Below are 17,667 nucleotides of genomic sequence, written 5' to 3' on the forward strand. Positions count from 1 at the left end.
CGCGATGCCTCCAGTTCCAACAAATACAACAATGGAGCACCCCATGAACAGCAATGCAAGCGTGTCCACCGGCGCCCTGGCGCCACCTGCAACCCGCAAGAAACTCGGCCTGACCGCCTTGTTGGCCGTGGCCATCGGCCTGGTCGTGTCCCAAGGGGTCATGGTGCTGATGCTGCAAGGCGTCGGTATCGCCGGCCCCGGCTTTATCGTGCCGCTGGCCCTGGCCTGGCTGTTGGCCCTGAGCTATGCCTGCTCGTTCTCCGAACTTGCGCTGATGATTCCCCGGGCCGGCAGCCTGAGCAGCTACACGGAAGTGGCGATCGGTCAGTTTCCGGCGATCCTTGCGACCTTCTCCGGCTACGTGGTGGTGGCAATGTTCGCGCTGTCGGCCGAGCTGCTGCTGATGGAGTTCATCATCGACAAGGTCTACCCGCACTCCATGCCGCCACTGACCGTGGCCCTGGGCGTGCTGGTGCTGTTCACCGTGCTCAATCTGTTCAACATCGACATCTTCGCCAGGCTGCAGACCGTGCTGGCGGTGGTCATGGTAGTGGTGTTGCTGGTGATGGGCCTGAGCGCGATGAACAGCGATATCGTCTCGCCCAATGCCAGCCTGTTCGAGGGCAGCAGCTGGAACCCGCTGGGCCTGGGGGTGATTGCGCTGACGGCCATGGCGGTGTGGGGCTTTGTCGGTGCCGAGTTCGTCTGCCCGCTGGTTGAGGAAACCCGTCGTCCGCAGCGCAATATTCCGGCCTCGATGATGATCGGCCTGACCGTGATCTTCGTGATCATCGCCCTGTACTGCCTGGGTGCCTTGCTCACCGTGCCCCAGGCGGAGCTGGCCAGCAGTGTGCTGCCGCATTATCTGTTCGCCACCACGGTGTTCGGCGAGGCCGGCAAGGTGTTCCTGGTTACCGCGGCGGTCACCGCCACGTGCAGCACCCTGAACAGTTCCCTGGCGGCCATCCCGCGCATGCTCCTGGGCATGGCCCGCAACGGCCAGGCATTCGGGGTGCTCAAGCGCGAGAGCAAGCGTACCGGCGCGCCCTGGGTCGCAGTGCTGTTCGTCTCGGCGATCACTGGCCTGCCGCTGCTGCTGATGCACGACCATCCCGATGCCATCAACCAGCTGCTGCTGGCGGCGGCACTGGCCTGGCTGCTGGCCTACATCATCACCCACGTCAACGTGATCGCCCTGCGCCGACGCTACCCAAAGGTCGCCCGGCCGTTTCGCACCCCGTTCTACCCACTGCCTCAAGTGGTCGGGATCGCCGGCATGCTCTTTGCGATCTGGCATGTCTCGCCGAGCCCGGAAATGACCTTCTCGATTTTTGCCTACGCAGGCCTGGTGCTGCTGGTGGTGTCGATCATCGCCGTGCTGTGGATCAAGTGTGTGATGGGCAAGCCGCTGTTCAAGCCTGAACCCCTGGAATGTGCATTGAGCACCGCCAACGATAAAAACCCGCAAGGAGACTCGCAATGACCGCTCAAGTGAAACCCGACCGCAGCACCGGCGATTACCAGGCCGCAGATGCCGCGCACCACATTCACGCGTTTCTCGACCAGAAGGCCCTGAACGAGGAAGGCCCGCGGGTGATCGTGCGCGGTGAGGGCCTGGCCCTGTGGGACAACGACGGCAAGCGCTACCTGGACGGCATGTCGGGCCTGTGGTGTACCAACCTCGGCTACGGTCGCAAGGACCTGGCTGCCGCGGCCAGCAAGCAGCTGGAGCAGTTGCCGTACTACAACATGTTCTTCCACACCACCCACCCGGCGGTGGTGGAGCTGTCGGAGCTGCTGTTCAGCCTGCTGCCAAGCCACTACAGCCACGCCATCTACACCAACTCCGGCTCCGAGGCCAACGAGGTGCTGATCCGTACCGTGCGTCGTTACTGGCAGATCGTCGGCAAGCCGCAGAAGAAGATCATGATCGGGCGCTGGAACGGCTACCACGGCTCGACGTTGGGCGCCACGGCCCTGGGCGGGATGAAGTTCATGCACGACATGGGCGGGGTAATCCCGGACGTTGCGCACATCGACGAACCCTACTGGTTCGCTCACGACGGTGATCTGACCCCGGCCGAGTTCGGCCTGCGTGCGGCGCGCCAGCTGGAGGAGAAAATCCTCGAGCTGGGCGCCGAAAACGTCGCCGCCTTTGTGGCCGAGCCGTTCCAGGGCGCGGGCGGCATGATCTTCCCGCCGGAAAGCTACTGGCCACAAATCCAGCGCATCTGCCGCCAGTACGATGTCCTGCTGTGCGCCGATGAGGTCATTGGTGGCTTTGGCCGCACCGGCGAGTGGTTCGCCCACCAGCACTTTGGTTTCGAGCCCGACACCCTGTCGATCGCCAAGGGCCTGACCAGCGGCTACATCCCCATGGGCGGGTTGATCCTGTCCAAGCGCATGGCCCAGGCGCTGGTGGAGCAGGGCGGGGTGTTTGCCCATGGCCTGACCTACTCCGGGCACCCGGTGGCCGCTGCGGTGGCCATCGCCAACCTCAAGGCGCTGCGCGACGAAGGCATCGTCACCCAGGTGAAGCAGGAGACCGGCCCTTATCTGCAGCGCTGCCTGCGCGAAGTGTTCGGCAATCACCCGCTGATTGGCGAAGTGCAGGGCACGGGCCTGGTGGCAGCGCTGCAATTTGCCGAAGACAAGGCCAGCCGCAAGCGCTTTGCCAACGAGAACGACATGGCCTGGCGTTGCCGCACCATTGGCTTTGAAGAGGGCCTGATCATCCGCTCGACCCTGGGCCGGATGATCATGGCGCCGGCCCTGGTGGCCAGCCATGCCGACATCGACGAACTGGTCGACAAGACCCGCCTTGCAGTAGATCGCACCGCCCGCGAATACGGTCGCCTTTAACCCCCTGTGGCCGGTGCGCGCGGGCGTGCCGGTCGTTTCGAGGAACCGCTCCATGTCCAGATCCTTGCGTTGCTGTGTTCCGTTCGCCCTGGCCCTGATCAGCACCGCCGCCTTGGCGACGCCCCAGAGCCTCACCGTCATCTCCTTTGGCGGTGCCACCAAGCAGGCCCAGGACAAGGCCTACTTTCAACCCTTCAACGCCAGCGGCGCAGGACGCATCGTCGCCGGCGAGTACAACGGTGAGCTGTCGAAGATCAAAGCCATGGTCGATGTCGGCCATACCAGCTGGGACGTGGTCGAAGTCGAAAGCCCGGAGCTGCTGCGTGGCTGTGACGAAGGCCTGTTCGAGCGCCTGGACCCGGCACGCTTCGGCGACCCGGCGCGGTTCGTGCCGGGCACCTTGAGTGAGTGCGGGGTCGCCACTTACGTCTGGTCGATGGTCATGGCCTATGACCACGACAAGCTCGCCAAGGCCCCGAACTCCTGGGCCGACTTCTGGAACGTGGCCGAGTTTCCCGGCAAGCGCGGCTTGCGCAAGGGCGCCAAGTACACCCTGGAGATCGCCTTGCTGGCTGACGGGGTCAAGCCCGCCGAGCTGTACCAGGTACTCGCCACCCCCGAAGGTGTGAGCCGTGCGTTCGCCAAGCTTGACCAGATCAAGGGCAACATCCAGTGGTGGGAAGCCGGCGCGCAACCGGCGCAATGGCTGATTGCCGGCGATGTGGTGATGAGCGCCGCCTACAACGGGCGTATTGCCTCGGCGCAAAAAGAGGGCATGAAACTGAGCATCGTCTGGCCGCAAAGCCTCTACGACCCCGAGTACTGGGCCGTGGTCAAGGGCACGCCGAACAAGGCGCTGGCAGAAGACTTCATTGCCTTCGCCAGCCAGCCGCAGACCCAGAAAGTGTTCTCTGAAGAAATCCCCTACGGGCCGGTGCACCGCGAGGCCCTGGCCCTGCTGCCGACCGCCGTGCAGCAACAACTGCCCACGGCCGAGGCCAACCTTGCCGGGGCGAGGGCAGTGGATGCCGCGTTCTGGGTAGACCATGGCGAGGAGCTGGAGCAACGCTTCAACGCCTGGGCGGCCCGCTGAACCCCCTGTAACGGGGGCGTCCGTTGCACGCCGCAGGCGTGGCGGTGGTTTTGCGCTCGCCTTTCGGCGGGCGCAACAGCCACCGAAGGTGGAAATCTGACAAGCACAACCCCGTGAACTAGGCTGCTGACAGCTCCTGACAGGAAGCCTGCGCCATGTTCGATTTTCTCTTGCACGCCTTGCGGTCGACACCGGAGATCGCGGTGTTCCTGGCCATTGCCCTGGGCGTCTTCATCGGTCGGATTCACCTGGGGAGCTTTCACTTGGGTTCGGTGGCGGGGGCGCTGTTGATGGGGCTGCTGATCGGCCAGATTGGCCTGGAGGTGCCCAGCGGGCTCAAGACGGTGTTTTTTGTACTGTTCATCTACGCCGTGGGCTTCAAGAGCGGCCCGGAGTTTTTCGGCAGCCTCAATCGCGGGACCCTCAAGCTGGTGCTGGTATCGGTCATGCTCTGTGCGACAGCCCTGGGCTGCATTCTGCTGATGGCCACCCTGTATGGCTTTGATGCAGGCTTTACCGCAGGGCTCGGCGCTGGCGCACTGACCGACACGGCGATCATGGGCACGGCCACCAGCGCCATCAATCAACTGGCCATCGACAGCGCGGCCAAGGCTCAGCTCAATAGCCACATGGCCATTGCCTATGCCATCACCTACCTGTTCGGCACCATCGGCCTGATCGTGTTCGTCGGCACGGTGGCGCCGAAACTGCTCGGGGTCGACCTCAAGGCTTCGGCGCGGGAACTGGAACTGGCGCTGGGCATCGCCAATGACGAAGACGCAATCACGGTGCCCTATACCCGCATCGTGGTACGTGCCCACCGGGTGGTCGCAGGGGGTGAAGCCGATGGCGTGCGCATCGCCGATATCGAGGCCCGGCACCCGTCGTTGACGGTGGAGCGGATCGTACGTGCCGGCCAGGTCATCGACCGCGATCCACAACTGACCTTGCTCGCCGGGGACATCGTTGGTGTGTATGCCCTGCGCGAAGCGGTCGGTACGCTGGCGTTGTGGATGGGGCCTGAGATCGACCATCCCGAGTCGTTGTCGTTTCCCACCCGCCAGGTCGACATCGTGCTGACCGCGGCGCAATTCCACGGCAAGACCATTCACCAGGCCAAGGCACAACTGGGCAACGTCCAGGGTTTGGGCTGCTTTGTTAACACAGTCACCCGCCAAGGCTATGAACTGCCGCTGTTGCCCAACACCGTACTGCGCCGTGGCGATGTGATTACCCTGACAGGGCGCACCGCCAGTGTCGAAGCCCTGGCCGAGCGACTGGGACGAATCAGGGAGAGCAGCTACAAGAGCGACATCGCCATGCACGGCCTGGGCATGGTTATGGGTTCGTTGCTGGGGCTGTTGTCGACCCATATCGGCATGATTCCGGTGGAGCTGGGGATCGGCGGCGGGGTGTTGGTCGCAGCGCTGGTCATTGGCTGGTACAACTCGCGCCATCCGGAAATCGGCGCCTTGCCGCCGGCGGCACAGTGGGCGTTCTCCGAGTTCGGCCTGACCGCCTTCGGTGCAGTGGTGGGGCTGTTGGCCGGCCCGGCCGCCATAGCGGCCATGAAGGAGCAGGGCATGGCGCTGCTGTTGTCAGGTGCCGTGGTGACCATCGTGCCGCCGTTGGTGGCGCTGTACTTTGGCCGCTACGTGCTGCGCCTGCACCCGATGATCCTGTTTGGCGCCTTGGCCGGTGCACAGACCGAAGCGGCGTCGATGAACAAGATCATCGAGCAGTCCGGCAGCAATACGCCGGTTATCGGTTTCACTGTCTGCTATGCGATTTCCAACGTTCTGCTGGCGGTGTGCGGACCGATCATTGTCTATGTAGTGGCCGGGTAGCGGCTGTAGTTCTGGCTACACATAATGTTGAAACCAACTTGGCCTTGGATGCATTTATTCCTGGTTTATTGAACTGCCTTAGTGACTCGCCAAAGTAGCATTCAGAAATAATTGCTTACCTGCGTTGAGAAATATTTTTACTAGCCTCAGTGTCTTTCGCACAAGGAGGCGCATGCAATATGCCGATTTATAAACAGAGCATTAAGGGCGCCGGTCAATGGAATGACTGGCGCTGGCAACAGAAGAACGCTGTACGCGACGAACCTGCACTTAACGCGGCCTGCGGTGGTTGGAGCAAAGAAATCTCGGTGCATATTGAGCGCAACTTGCAAACGCGCAAGATGCAAATCACGCCGTACTACATTGATCTCATCATGCGTTCGCTCGATAACGGCCCGGTGACGGAGCATCCACTGTGGCAGCAGGTGGTGCCCTACTGGAGTGAAGCCGTAGCGGGTGACTACGACGGCACTTCCGAGAATTGGGAATTGCACCATGAGATGAAGACGCCTATTTGCCAGCACAAGTACGACAACCGCGTCATCCTGCGCATGACCAATACCTGCAATGCCTATTGCCAGTTCTGTTTCGAGGCCCTGCGTACCTTGCAGGTCGATACCGGAAAAGCCAATGCCAACACCCGCTCATTCCTGGCATCGGTGGAGTACGTGCGCAATAACCCGGCCATTGAAGAGGTGATTCTCAGCGGCGGCGACCCCCTGATGCTGGCTGACCGCAGGCTGGAAGAGAACCTGGCGGCCTTGCGCGGCGTCAGCGACGACCTGCTGATTCGCATTCATTCGCGCGCCTTGAGCTTCAACCCGTTTCGCATCACCGATGAATTGGTGGCCATGTTGGAGAAGTACAAGGTCAACGCCTTTGGTGTTCATGTCTGCCATCCACTTGAACTGAGCGCTGAGTTTACCGCGGCGGTCAAACGTATTCAGCGTGTGGTACCGATTGTGTTTTCCAACATGCCGTTGTTGCGCGGCGTGAATGACGATGAGGAGACTTTGCACACACTGTTTATTGACCTTTATCGCCTGGGTGTAAAACCCTATTACCTGTACCACTTCATGCCGTTCTCGCCGGGTGCGTCGCAATACAAGGCATCGATCAGTCAGGCCATCGCCATCATGGATCGGCTTAAACGACGTGTGTCCAACATCGCCATGCCCGAATATGTTCTACCCCACGCCCAGGGCAAGTTCACCGTGCCCTTGCTGGATTTTGACAAGCCTCAGGACTTGCCGCACTTTGAAGTTCGCGATGGACAGCGCCATTACCGTTTCCGGAACTGGCAAGGCCACTGGTGCAGTTGGCAGGACGCCTAAACTTACTTAATTACCGAAACAGGACGTTTTGATCATGAAGCAGGATGCCATTCTTTTTATTGATGTCGATGACAGTCCCCATGTTCGCTATCGCTACCGTGAACCGCACTTTGCAGCGGCCCGCGAACAGGACTTGGTGTGTTTGACGGCAGCGGTGGCGGGGCGTCATCACCTGCAACGACTCTGGGATGATAGTGACGAGGTGTTCCTGCTCGAGTCGTTGAGCGAACTCGCCCTCCTGGGCCTGGTTGGCCGACTTGAGGGGGAGTACACCCTGCGGGCGATTTTCTGCCAGGCCGGACATTCGTCGACTCACGGGGACGTGGGGGGGATTGTGGCGCGGGCCTGTCAGCGGCTCGGCCTGGTTCACACCTGCCCCGAGGCCATTGCCGCCTGCAACAACAAGTTCCTGATGCGCCGTGTGCTGGACAAACAAGGGCTTCGCTCCGTGCCCTTCGCGCTGTGCAATGACGAACAGGCCCTCAAGGCGGGGGCTGAGCGGGTGGGATATCCGCTGATTGCCAAGCCGCCCTTTGGCGGTGCTTCCGCGTTTATCAAGAAGTGTTGCAACTGGGAAGAATTGCGCGGCCATTATGCGCATTTTCGCCGCGATCACGGCGCGGCCGTCCACGCGGACTTCTATGGCGTTGCACACACCCTGGCGGACGGGCACGCGAACGTTCCAGGCTGCAGCATGCTGCTGGAGGGATATATCCCGGGCATTGAAGGGAGTGTCGAGTGTGTGGTTGTCGGCCGGCAGGTCCATGCGCTGCTGATCAACGAAAAACTGATCCTCACAGAGCGCCGTGGCACGGTCCTTGAAAACCTGCTGATTTCGCCGCCGGCGTCCTTTACCGAGCAGCAGTGCAAGCAGATCCGCCAGTACGCCGTGGATTGCCTGCGCGCGGTTGGCCTGACCAACGCGGTGGTGCATTTCGAGTTCCGCATGAGCGCCGAAGGCCCTGTGGCCATCGAGATCAACCCGCGCATGGGCGGGCTCTACGTCAATGCGGCGTTTCGTGACCTGGCCGCCATCGATCCCTACCAGCTGTACATCTCGGTATTGCTGGGCGAAGCGGGGATAGACGTGCAGCTCGTTGGCGCAGCGCAGAAGGTCGCCGCAGCGCAACAACGCTACTCGATGCTGGCGCTCTTTCCGCAACACAGCGGCCATTTCAAGGGTATTGAAGGCCTGGACTTCCTGGATCAGCACGCCTGTGTGCTGGAGTATGCCCAGCAGAACGCCGGCAGCTACATCGACGCGGATATCGAAGAGCACTACTTGCTCAAGTGCTGGGCCAAGGTCGACGATGCCGCACACGCCCATTCCCTGCATGATGCAATCAGGCAAAACCTGCGCGTCATCCTCGATAACCCGGCGGCAGGATAGCGCGATGGACGTCCAACAGATTTCGGCGCATTTGCGCGAGCATCACTATTGCCACATCCGGGATTTTCGGGCGCTGGTGCCGATCGAGCCCGGTGAAGAGGACAGCTTTCGCGCGTATTGGTCAAACCTGGTGCGGGACGAGGCGTTCAAGGCGTACACCCACCGCGAACGCCGTATCCTGCGCTATCGACTGTTGCCTTCACGGCAGCTGCAACTCGACAGGAATGCCGCGTTCGAGTCAGCCGTCACCTATGCCATCACCTATCGCCAGGGTGTGAATCACTTGAGCTATTGCGAGGAGGGCTTTCTCTCGCATCCGCTGCTGCACCGGCTGCTGGCCACGGACCTTGCGGTGATTGGCCCGCATCTGGGCAGGCAGGCTTATACGATTGATATCCACCTGTTCCGGGTCAGGGCAGATGCCCAGTCCAGCAGCCCGACCACCTCGGGGATTCATCAGGATGGCCTGGACTGGGTATTTGCGCATTTCATTGGCGAGCACAATACGGTGCCGGTGGTTTCGGAGGTGTTTGCCAGTGAAACCGAACACAGTCGGGTATGGAACCTGGCGATGGGGCAGTTCCTCGAAACCCTGGTGATGAACGACCGCGAGATCTACCACCGCGGCAGTAATGTTCGCCCGCTGGACGATACGGCACCCGCCTGGCGCGATGTGTTGCTGGTGGGCCTGCGCAGCGTGGCACCTGACGCAGAGGCACAGCGTTCATGAGCCGCGATTCGCCGTTGGCCCGCTCGACCCGCAACGCGCGCCTGATCATCATCGCCAGGGGGATTTCGGATTTTGGCGCGTTCCTCAACATGGTGGCGCTGTCCACCTATGTCTACTGGCTCAGCGAAAGCGTAGTGTTCGTCAGTCTCTTCCTGGCGTGTCGAGTCACTGGCGGGATTGTCGCCAGCCTGTTCGGCATTGCGTTTTTCCGGCGCTTTGCCGGGCGTGGCGCCCTGGCCGGCCTGGACCTGGCCAGGGCGCTGTTGTTGACGCCGCTGCTGGTGCTGATACCGGCGCATCAGCTCAGCATCCTGCCCTTCATCGCCTTTGGGATTGGCCTGTGCAATTCGCTGTTTGCCATTGGTATCAACAGCCAGTTACCCACCTGGGTCGCGCTTGAGCAGCGGGTGAGCACCAATGCGTGGATTACCTCTGCCGCCGCCACCGGCGCGGTGTTCGGCAGCTTGCTGTCGGGGGTGCTGATCGCAACGGCGGGGTTTGAAGGGGTGTTCACCGCCAACATTGCCACCTACGTGCTGGCCGCCGGCTTGATCTTGCCGTTGCGCGGGTTGTACTCGGTCGCCGTTGCTGCGCATCGGGGCCTGGCTGCCGAGTGGCACGAACTGAGAACAGGACTGCGCGGCGCGCCGGTGCTGGCGGCCATGTTGCTGGTCAGCATGCTCGACACCCTGGGTAGCGCCGCCCATAACGTCGGGTGGCCCGTGCTGTCCCAGTACATTTCTCCGGACACGGCGAAAACGGTGATGGGTTACTTACTGGCGGTGTGGGCCTGTGGCAAGTTCGTCGGTGCACGCCTGGCCAGTGCGGTATTGAACCGGGGTGGCACGCACCGCATGGAACGCGTGTTCATGCTTGGTGTGGCGCTGATGTCCAGCGGCTTCATTCTGACCTTTCAACAAACCGAGTTGTGGCTGGCACTGGTGTTGGTCGTGTGGGCGGGCCTGGGGGATGGTCTGTCCGAGGTGGCCCTGGTCTCCCGGGCGCAGAGTGAGCCCGATAGCCTGCGCCTGCCACTGTTCAGTCTGCTGACCCTGATCCAGATGGCCGGCTTCGGCGTGGGGATGCTCCTTGTAGGACCGTTCTATGTGGCGTGGCCCCCGGCCCAGGTGATTGTCGTGTTCCATGGCTTGCCGTTGGCCGCACTGGTCATCATGGCGCTGTGGATCAAAAGGCTGCCGACTGGCGTGGGGGCGTGGAAGAAATATTGAGCTCGACAAAGGAGATGTGTTCAGAGGGGTGTTGCACGGGCAGCCCCCCCCGGAACGCTTTGCTTTGCAGGGTTGAATCACCAGTCCACGGCGTAGCTCAGTGCCAGGCGACGTCCTTCGGCATGGGGGTAGGGCGCTGCGGCGTTGGCCTGCATGTAGAGCGTCTGGTAGTTGCGATCACTGAGGTTGTAGACCCCCATTTCCAGCTTGCCGACCGGCAGCGCCACTCCCGCCAGCAGGTCGACGGTGGTGTAGCCTTCGATCTTGCGGCCATTGCCATCGTTGAAGCCGTCGTCATAGCTTTCAAGGCGCATGGCTTGCAGGCGCAAGTTGTAGTCATCGTTATCAAAGGCGACGAAGGCGGTGGTCTTGGCCGGCGAGATACGCGTGGCTGGCAGATCCAGCCATTCGCCGTTCTGATGGGTCTGGCCCTTGGTCCAGGCGTAGGTGCCGCCCAGCGACCAGGCGCTGTCCAGGTGGTAGGTCAGGCTGGTCTCGACCCCGCGCACGCGCTCCTTCTGGTCGATCAGGCGCTGGGCACGGGTGACCGAATCGTAGTACTGGGTGATGTCCGAGCGGTTCTCGAACACGGTGACGTTGGCCTGCAACGCCTCCCAGTCACCGCGCCAGCCCACCTCATAGCTGTCGACTTTGATGGCCTGGGCATTGAGGTCCTGAATGTCGTAGCTGCCGCGTACATCGCGCAGGAATCGCTGGATGTCGGGCAGCGAGAAGCCCTGGCTGAAATTGACGAACACATCCTGGGTCGTGCTCAGGTGGTACACCGCACCCAGGTTGTAGAGGGTGTCTTCGTACTTCAGGGTGCCACCGGGCAACACCTCGGAAACACCCGCCTGCCAGATGCCGCCGAACGCTACGCTATCGTCCACATCGCTATGAATCCACTCGTGCCGGGCACCGCCGCGCAAGGTCCAGTCGCCGACTTCCCAGGTTGATTGAGCGAACAGCGCGGTGGTGTTGGTTTCGATGTCCGGACCGAACGCATAGGTCTGGCCGGTGGGGGTGTAGACCAGGCCATCGACGCTGTAGCGATCACCGTCCTGGCTGACCTGTTCGTTCTCGAAGTCCGCCCCCCAGACCAGGCTGCCGCTGGCGCTGCCGATGCTTGGCAGGCTGCTTTGCACGGCAGCGCGCAGGCCATACACCCGCGCTTCGCTCTCGGAGGCGACCACCCCGGCATTGCTACCCCAGTTGTACGGGAAAAACCGCGCCTGCTGCTTGCGCCAGTAGCTCTCCAGCAGCAGTTCCTGGCCGAACAAGTCGTTGTCGCTGTAGTTGAAGTTCACCGCCTGGTTGTGGGTGAAGGGCTGGTCGCTCAGTTGCAGGCCTTTGATCGCCACCGACTCACCATTGCGGGTGCCGGCCACATAGCCGGTGTCCTGCTTGTCTTCGTACTCCTGCAGGGCGAGGGTCATGCGGCGCTGGTCGTTGAGGTCGTAGCCGAACTTGGCATGCAGGTCATGGCTCTCGGTGTCCATGTTGCTGCCCTGGAAGGCCTCCTGGGGGATGCGCTTGCCATTGCCGTCGAACTGGTCGTTACGCTGTACGAGGTCTGCCGAGAGGTACCAGTCCAGTGCATCCTGGCGGCCGGTCACACTCTGGAAGCCTTCGTAGGCGAAGCCCTTGTGGTTGAAATTGTCGGCGCTGCTGATGCCCGCGCGGCTGCTGAACGCCAGCGCCTGGCCATCGTTGCGCTTGGTGATGATGTTGATGATGCCCCCCGAGGCTCCGGCGCCATACAGGCTGCTAGCCCCCGATACCACCTCGATGCGCTCGATGCTCGAAGGCGCGACGCTGTTGAGTTGGCGCGACACATCGCGGCTGGCGTTTTGCGAGACGCCGTCGATCAACACCAGCACGGAGCGCCCGCGCAGGGTCTGGCCGTAGTTGCTCATGGTCCCGGAGGAGGGGGCCAGGCCCGGTACCAGGGTGCCCAGAATATCGGCGACCTTGCGCCCGGCGGCAGACTGCTGGGCAATCTGCGGCGCCTGTATCACCTGCACCGTGCCCGGGATCGAGGCGATGCTGGCTTCGCTGCGCGAGGCAGTGACCAGGGTTTCAGACAGCGCCATCGGGGCGCTGCCCAGATCGACTACGGGTGCCGGTTGCACAACGATGCTGTTTGGCCCGCTCAGGCGCCACTGCAGACCGCTGCCCTGGAGCAAGGCATCGAGCGCACGCCCGGCGCTGTAGTCACCCTGCAATGCAGGCGCCGATTTGCCGCGCAGCAACGTGGCATCAACACCGATGGCAAGCCCGGTGCGGGTGGCCAGTGCGGTCAGGGCGCTGGCCAGCGATTGGCTGGCCAGCTCGAAGTGGTAGGTGGTCTGGACGCTATCGGCAAAGGCCGGTGCGGCGCAGGCCAGGGCCAGTGCCAGGGCGCTGTGGCGAAACAATTGAGCAGTGGTGGTCATCGGTAGAGCCTGTGCAATCGACTGTATTTACTTCAATGACCGGGCTGCAAAAGAATCGGGCAGTCGATTCGGATGTTTTTTTTCAACGTGGCCGCACGTTCACCAGGTAGCGGCTGTAGACGTCGACGCGGATCGGCAGCGTTGCCTGCAACAACGCCAAGGCGGCGTCGGTATCCTGCAGCGGCAGCACGCCGGTGAAGCGCAAGCCTTGCAACGAGGCCGCGTCGCTCCAGATCAAGCCGGGGCGGTGGCGGTCCAGTTCGCCCAGCACTTCGGGCAGTGGACGGTCATGAAACACCGCCTGCGCGGCGGGCGCCGCAATGGGCGCGGGTTGGCTGTTTCCGAACTCCAGCGGCAGGAACTGTACCGCCGCAATGGCGACCGGCAACGCCAGGGCAAGGCCGATGGCCACGATGGGCCGTGAGCGTCTTTGCGTGGGTGGCGAGACGGCCTGCCAGAGTTGCTGCAACTGCTGGTAAACCTGCCCGTGACGACTGTCGGCCTCGCACCAGGTGCGAAACTGCGCCAGGTCTTCCGGCGTCGGGCGCTCGTCCAGGCACACCAGCCATTGGGCTGCCTGGTCGCGAATGGTGTCCAGGGGCCGGGCCTCAGTCATGCGTAAACCCTTCAGGCATGGCATCGAACAGGCGCGCATGAAAGTGCGCCAGCGCCTTGGCCAGGTACTGCTTCACGCTGCTTTCCGAGACCTGCAAGTGGCGGGCGATTTCGCTGTAGGCGCAGCCATCGACCCGCGCCATGAGGAAGGCCGTGCGGGGCTTTTCATCGAGCTCTTCAAGCAGCAACAGCAGGACTTTACCCAGCAATTGGCGCACCGCAACGATCTGCTCCGGGCCTTGCTGGGTGGTTTGTTCCATCAGCACCGCCATGCTGCGCAAGGTTTCATCCTCGACCCGGCGCCGGTGGTACTGATTGATCAACAAGCGGTTGGCCGCCACCAGGAGAAACGCCCGGGGCTCCTTGAGTGCAGGCAGATGCTCAAGGCCCAGCAGTTTGACAAAGGTGTCCTGGGTCAGGTCGGCGGCATTGTCGGGACAACCCAGCTTCTTGCGCAGCCAGCCGACCAGCCAGCCGTGATGGCGCTGATAAAGCTCGGAAAGAGGGGATACGGGCTGGCCCGGCACGACAAGACCTCGAGCGAAGACAAATCTAAATGGGAAGCTGATGCGGTTGCGAATGCTGTCATGTCGGGGCGGGGCAGGCAAGGGGGGTGATGATCTGGTGTGTTCGCGGGGGACCCATGAAAGCGGTGGGCGCTGGCATGCCGGCCATGAGGCCGGTACACCCAGCGTGCCCCGCGACTGCTCAGTAGCTGATCGTGTACCGCAGGATCAAACGGTTTTCGTTGGCGCTGTCGGCATAGGTGGAGCGGTTGGTGGAGTTGCGCCATTGCAGCGAAAGCCCTTTGACCGGGCCGCTCTGGACCACGTAGGTGATGTCGGTCATGCGCTCCCACTCCTTGCCGTCTTCCCCTGTGGCGCGAAGACCGGCGGCCTGTGAGGTGTTGACCATGGTCGGATCGACGTCCTCGCCCTTGGCGTATTTCACCCCCAGGGTCAGGCCGGGAACACCCAGCGTGACGAAGTCGAAGTCGTAGCGGGCGAACCAGACGCGCTCATTGGCAGCGGTGAAGGTACTGACCAGGGACTCGGCAAACAGGTAAGTGTCGGTGCCGTTGACGAATGCAAACGGGGTATCGCCCCAGGCCTTCTGGTAACCGCCGCCCAAGGTGTGGCCCTTTAGGCTATAGGCCAGGTAACTGCTCAAGGTCCGGTTGTCGACTTCGCCCAGGCGTTTGTCACCGGTCTCGTTGGCATCGAACAGGCGTATATCGGTAATGAGGGTACCGACCGACAGGGGTTGGTTGAGTTTCAGGCCGGCGTAGTTGTTGCGGTACAGGTCTTCAAGCTCGGCGACGTGATAGCTCAGGGTCAGGGTCGGCAGCGCTTTGTAGTCGAAGGCCAGGTAGTTGTAGTAGTCCGCTTCCACCGGCGCGTAGGCCGTGGCGGTGAGGGACTCGAAGTCGGTGGAGTTGCGCTGCTTGACCTTGCTGATGCGCAGCGCCGAGAAGGTCAGCCCGGACAGGTCGTTGGACACCAGGCTACCGCCGCGAAACACCTGGGGCAGCAGGCGGCTGTTGTTGCTTGCGAGCAATGGCATGACCGGGTTGATGCCGCCGATACGCAGCTCGCTTTTGCCCATGCGCGCCTTGGCGGTCACGGTCATCTTGCTGTATTCGTCCTCGACGTTGCGCTCGGAGTCATAGGCCAGCAGGCCTGAGCCGGTGCGGTCGGGACTGGAGTCGAGCTTCACCCCCAGCAGGCCCAGGGCATCGACACCAAAACCGACCGTCCCTTCGGTAAAGCCCGATTGCAGGTTGAGGATGAAGCCCTGGCCCCATTCATCGCGCTTGTTCTGGCGTGCATCGTCGTTGCGAAAGTCGCGGTTGTAGTAGAAGTTGCGCAATTCAAGGCTTGCCTTTGCGTCATGGACAAAGTCCGCCAGTGCCACAGGGGTTTGCGTGGCAACAGCCGTGGCGAGCAGCAGCTTCACAGGGTGTTTCGACATTACAGGCACCTTTTATTTTTGTTGTTGTGATCACAGTGGAACGTTGTAAACGCACTGACCGGCTCCCGATCGGTCACCAAGGTGTTTTCGACAAATGCAGGGTCGGCGTAGCCGAGGCTCATGCCACACACCAGCATCTGCTCGGGCGCAATGCCCAAGTGCTGCGCGATGAGGGCGTGGTACTTGAGGAAGGAGGCCTGCGGGCAGGTGTGCAGGCCTCGGCCGCGCGCGGCGACCATCACACTTTGCAAGAACATGCCGTAGTCGAGCAGGCTGCCTTCGCCGAGGCTGCGGTCGATAGTGAACAGCAGGCCCACCGGGGCGTCGAAGAACCGGTAGTTGCGACCGTGCTGTTGATGCATGCGTTGCTTGTCACCCTTGTCGATGCCCAGCAATCCGTAGAGCGCCCAGCCCACGGCCCGCCGGCGGTCGAGGTAGGGCGCTTGCCATTGGCGCGGGTAGTACGCGTACGGGTCCTGCAGGTGGGCGCTGTGCTCCGGGTGATCGTCGAGTTCGGCAATGGCGCGGGACAACCGCGCCTTCACCTCGCCGGTCACCACGTGAACCTGCCAGGGTTGCATGTTCACGCCGGTCGCGCTGAAGCGGGCGACATCGAGGATGGCCTCGATGTCGGCCTGCGCCACCTGGGTGGGAAGAAATGCCCGGATGCTGCGTCGCGTGGTGATTGCCCAGTCAACGGCCTGGTGCACAAGCGCTGCGTCGGCTGGCGGTGGCGATAGTCGGTTCATGTCTGATCCTGCAGGCAGCTTGCGATGGACTCAGCGCGACAACGCCAGGGCTTTTTTCTCTTGGGTCGATTGCGCCCGGGACTGGTTGATCAGGGTGACCGCCAGGGCACCGATCAGGCCGGCCAGGCTGATGGCCATGAAGTTCTGCTGCAGCGGCAGGGCCAACGACACCAGCCAGCCAATCAGCACCGGGGCGACAATGGCGCCGATGCGACCCACACCGGAAGCGAAGCCGACGCCGGTGGAGCGGATTTCCGAGGGGTAGAAGTCACCGGCGTAGGCATAGGCCAGCAACTGCGTACCGAGGGTGGAGGCGCCGACCAGGAACACCACGGCGAACAGCAGTGTGGTATCGCGGGTGAAGCCCAGGAGGGTGAGGGCGATGGCACCGATGATGTAGAAGCACACCAGTACATACTTGATGTTGAACTTGTCGCTCAACCAGCCCCCGACCATGGCGCCGGCGATTGAGCCGAGGTTGAAGACGATGACGAAGTTCAATGCCGAGCCCAGACTGAAGCCCGCCATTGCCATCAGCTTGGTGAGCCAGGAGTTGAGGGCATAGACCATGAACAGGCCAGTCATGAAGGCGGTCCAGATCATCACGGTGCTGAAGCCGCGGCCTTGCTTGAACAGGTCGCGTACCGGGGTTTCCTGGGTGTTCTGCACAGGTACGTTGCCCGTCACCACGGTAGTGCTTGCCAGGTTCAGGCCCGGCTCGAGCTTCTGCACGACCTCGCGCAGCTCATCCTGGCGACCGGTCCGGAGCAGGTAGCCGATCGACTGCGGCATGCTTTTGAGAATGAAAGGAATCAGCAGCACGGGCAGCCCGGCGACGTAGAACACCCACTGCCAGCCATAGCTCTCGATCAGTTGCTTGGCGGTAAGTGCCACCAGGATGCCGCCTACCGAATAGCCCGCGAACACCAGGGTGATCAGGCGGGTGCGCAACTTGAGGGGCGAGTACTCACCCATCTGCGCCGTACACACTGGCAGTACACCACCGATGCCCAGGCCTGCAATGAAGCGCGCGATGCTGAAGCTGACCGGGTCGTCGGTCAGGCCTGCCACTGCGGTGAAGATGCTGAACAGCGCCACGCAGATGGCGATCATGCGTGGACGGCCGATGCGGTCGGCCAGCGTACCGAGGAAAATCGCACCCAGCATGGTGCCCAACAGCGCCGAGCCCGCCATGATGCCGGCGCTGGTGGGGTCGACATTCATGTCCTGCATGATCGCCGGCAGCGCCGCACCGACCACGGCGAGGTCGTAGCCGTCGATGATCAGAATGAGCACACACCAGAACAGGATGCGCTCATGAAAACGATTGAACTTTGAATCTCCCGCCAACGCGTAGACGTTCACTGATTGCATATCTGTCTTCCTTCGCTCTTATTCTTGTTTGTGAAGTG

Annotated in this window: 14 protein-coding genes; 8 read left to right on the top strand and 6 right to left on the bottom strand. The window is 62.2% G+C overall.

Annotation, left to right across the window (positions count from 1 at the left end):
- Positions 1 to 43 precede the first annotated feature (43 nt).
- From U9R80_RS13885 to U9R80_RS13920, 8 genes are all read left to right on the top strand, one after another.
- Positions 44 to 1,483, top strand: coding sequence for an APC family permease (locus U9R80_RS13885; protein ID WP_301837701.1), 1,440 nt, complete (start codon positions 44 to 46; stop codon positions 1,481 to 1,483).
- Positions 1,480 to 2,862, top strand: a complete 1,383-nt coding sequence (locus U9R80_RS13890; RefSeq protein WP_301837700.1) for an aspartate aminotransferase family protein — start codon at positions 1,480 to 1,482, stop codon at positions 2,860 to 2,862. The genes U9R80_RS13885 and U9R80_RS13890 overlap by 4 nt, the downstream gene beginning before the upstream one ends.
- Positions 2,863 to 2,914: 52 nt before the next feature.
- Positions 2,915 to 3,955, top strand: a complete 1,041-nt coding sequence (locus tag U9R80_RS13895) for an ABC transporter substrate-binding protein (RefSeq protein ID WP_301837699.1) — start codon at positions 2,915 to 2,917, stop codon at positions 3,953 to 3,955.
- A gap of 155 nt (positions 3,956 to 4,110) precedes the next feature.
- Positions 4,111 to 5,802 (top strand): aspartate-alanine antiporter, encoded by a 1,692-nt coding sequence (gene aspT, locus U9R80_RS13900; RefSeq protein ID WP_301837698.1) that lies wholly within the window; start codon positions 4,111 to 4,113, stop codon positions 5,800 to 5,802.
- Positions 5,803 to 5,951: 149 nt separating this feature from the next.
- Positions 5,952 to 7,136: a KamA family radical SAM protein gene (locus U9R80_RS13905; RefSeq protein ID WP_324802952.1), complete on the top strand. Its 1,185-nt coding sequence runs from the start codon at positions 5,952 to 5,954 to the stop codon at positions 7,134 to 7,136.
- Between the two features lie 34 nt (positions 7,137 to 7,170).
- The gene (locus U9R80_RS13910) at positions 7,171 to 8,526 is read left to right on the top strand and encodes an ATP-grasp domain-containing protein (RefSeq protein ID WP_301837696.1); all 1,356 of its coding nucleotides are present in this window, start codon (positions 7,171 to 7,173) and stop codon (positions 8,524 to 8,526) included.
- 4 nt (positions 8,527 to 8,530) lie between these two features.
- Positions 8,531 to 9,256, top strand: coding sequence for a 2OG-Fe dioxygenase family protein (locus U9R80_RS13915; RefSeq protein WP_301837695.1), 726 nt, complete (start codon positions 8,531 to 8,533; stop codon positions 9,254 to 9,256).
- On the top strand, positions 9,253 to 10,485 hold the full coding sequence (locus tag U9R80_RS13920; RefSeq protein WP_301837694.1) for an MFS transporter: 1,233 nt from the start codon (positions 9,253 to 9,255) through the stop codon (positions 10,483 to 10,485). The genes U9R80_RS13915 and U9R80_RS13920 overlap by 4 nt, the downstream gene beginning before the upstream one ends.
- Before the next feature lie 77 nt (positions 10,486 to 10,562).
- Here U9R80_RS13920 and U9R80_RS13925 read toward each other — a convergent pair whose 3' ends face one another.
- The 6 genes from U9R80_RS13925 to U9R80_RS13950 all read right to left on the bottom strand — a co-directional run bounded on the left by U9R80_RS13925 (position 10,563) and on the right by U9R80_RS13950 (position 17,629).
- Complete coding sequence (locus U9R80_RS13925) at positions 10,563 to 12,920, bottom strand: TonB-dependent receptor domain-containing protein (protein ID WP_301837693.1); 2,358 nt, start codon at positions 12,918 to 12,920, stop codon at positions 10,563 to 10,565.
- A gap of 82 nt (positions 12,921 to 13,002) precedes the next feature.
- Entirely contained in the window at positions 13,003 to 13,536 is a 534-nt protein-coding gene (locus tag U9R80_RS13930; protein WP_301837692.1) for a DUF4880 domain-containing protein, read from the bottom strand.
- A complete protein-coding gene (locus tag U9R80_RS13935) occupies positions 13,529 to 14,062 on the bottom strand; it encodes a sigma-70 family RNA polymerase sigma factor (RefSeq protein WP_301837691.1) in 534 nt (177 codons plus the stop codon). Before U9R80_RS13935 ends, U9R80_RS13930 begins: the two co-directional genes overlap by 8 nt.
- 181 nt (positions 14,063 to 14,243) lie before the next feature.
- Positions 14,244 to 15,506, bottom strand: coding sequence for an OprD family porin (locus U9R80_RS13940; RefSeq protein WP_301837690.1), 1,263 nt, complete (start codon positions 15,504 to 15,506; stop codon positions 14,244 to 14,246).
- Entirely contained in the window at positions 15,506 to 16,255 is a 750-nt protein-coding gene (locus tag U9R80_RS13945) for a nitroreductase (protein ID WP_301837689.1), read from the bottom strand. Before U9R80_RS13945 ends, U9R80_RS13940 begins: the two co-directional genes overlap by 1 nt.
- A gap of 30 nt (positions 16,256 to 16,285) precedes the next feature.
- Positions 16,286 to 17,629 carry an MFS transporter gene (locus U9R80_RS13950; protein ID WP_301837688.1) on the bottom strand — a complete coding sequence of 448 codons (1,344 nt, stop codon included), beginning with the start codon at positions 17,627 to 17,629 and terminating at the stop codon, positions 16,286 to 16,288.
- Positions 17,630 to 17,667: the final 38 nt, after the last annotated feature.

This window comes from Pseudomonas sp. JQ170C (assembly GCF_035581345.1).
Taxonomy (GTDB): domain Bacteria; phylum Pseudomonadota; class Gammaproteobacteria; order Pseudomonadales; family Pseudomonadaceae; genus Aquipseudomonas.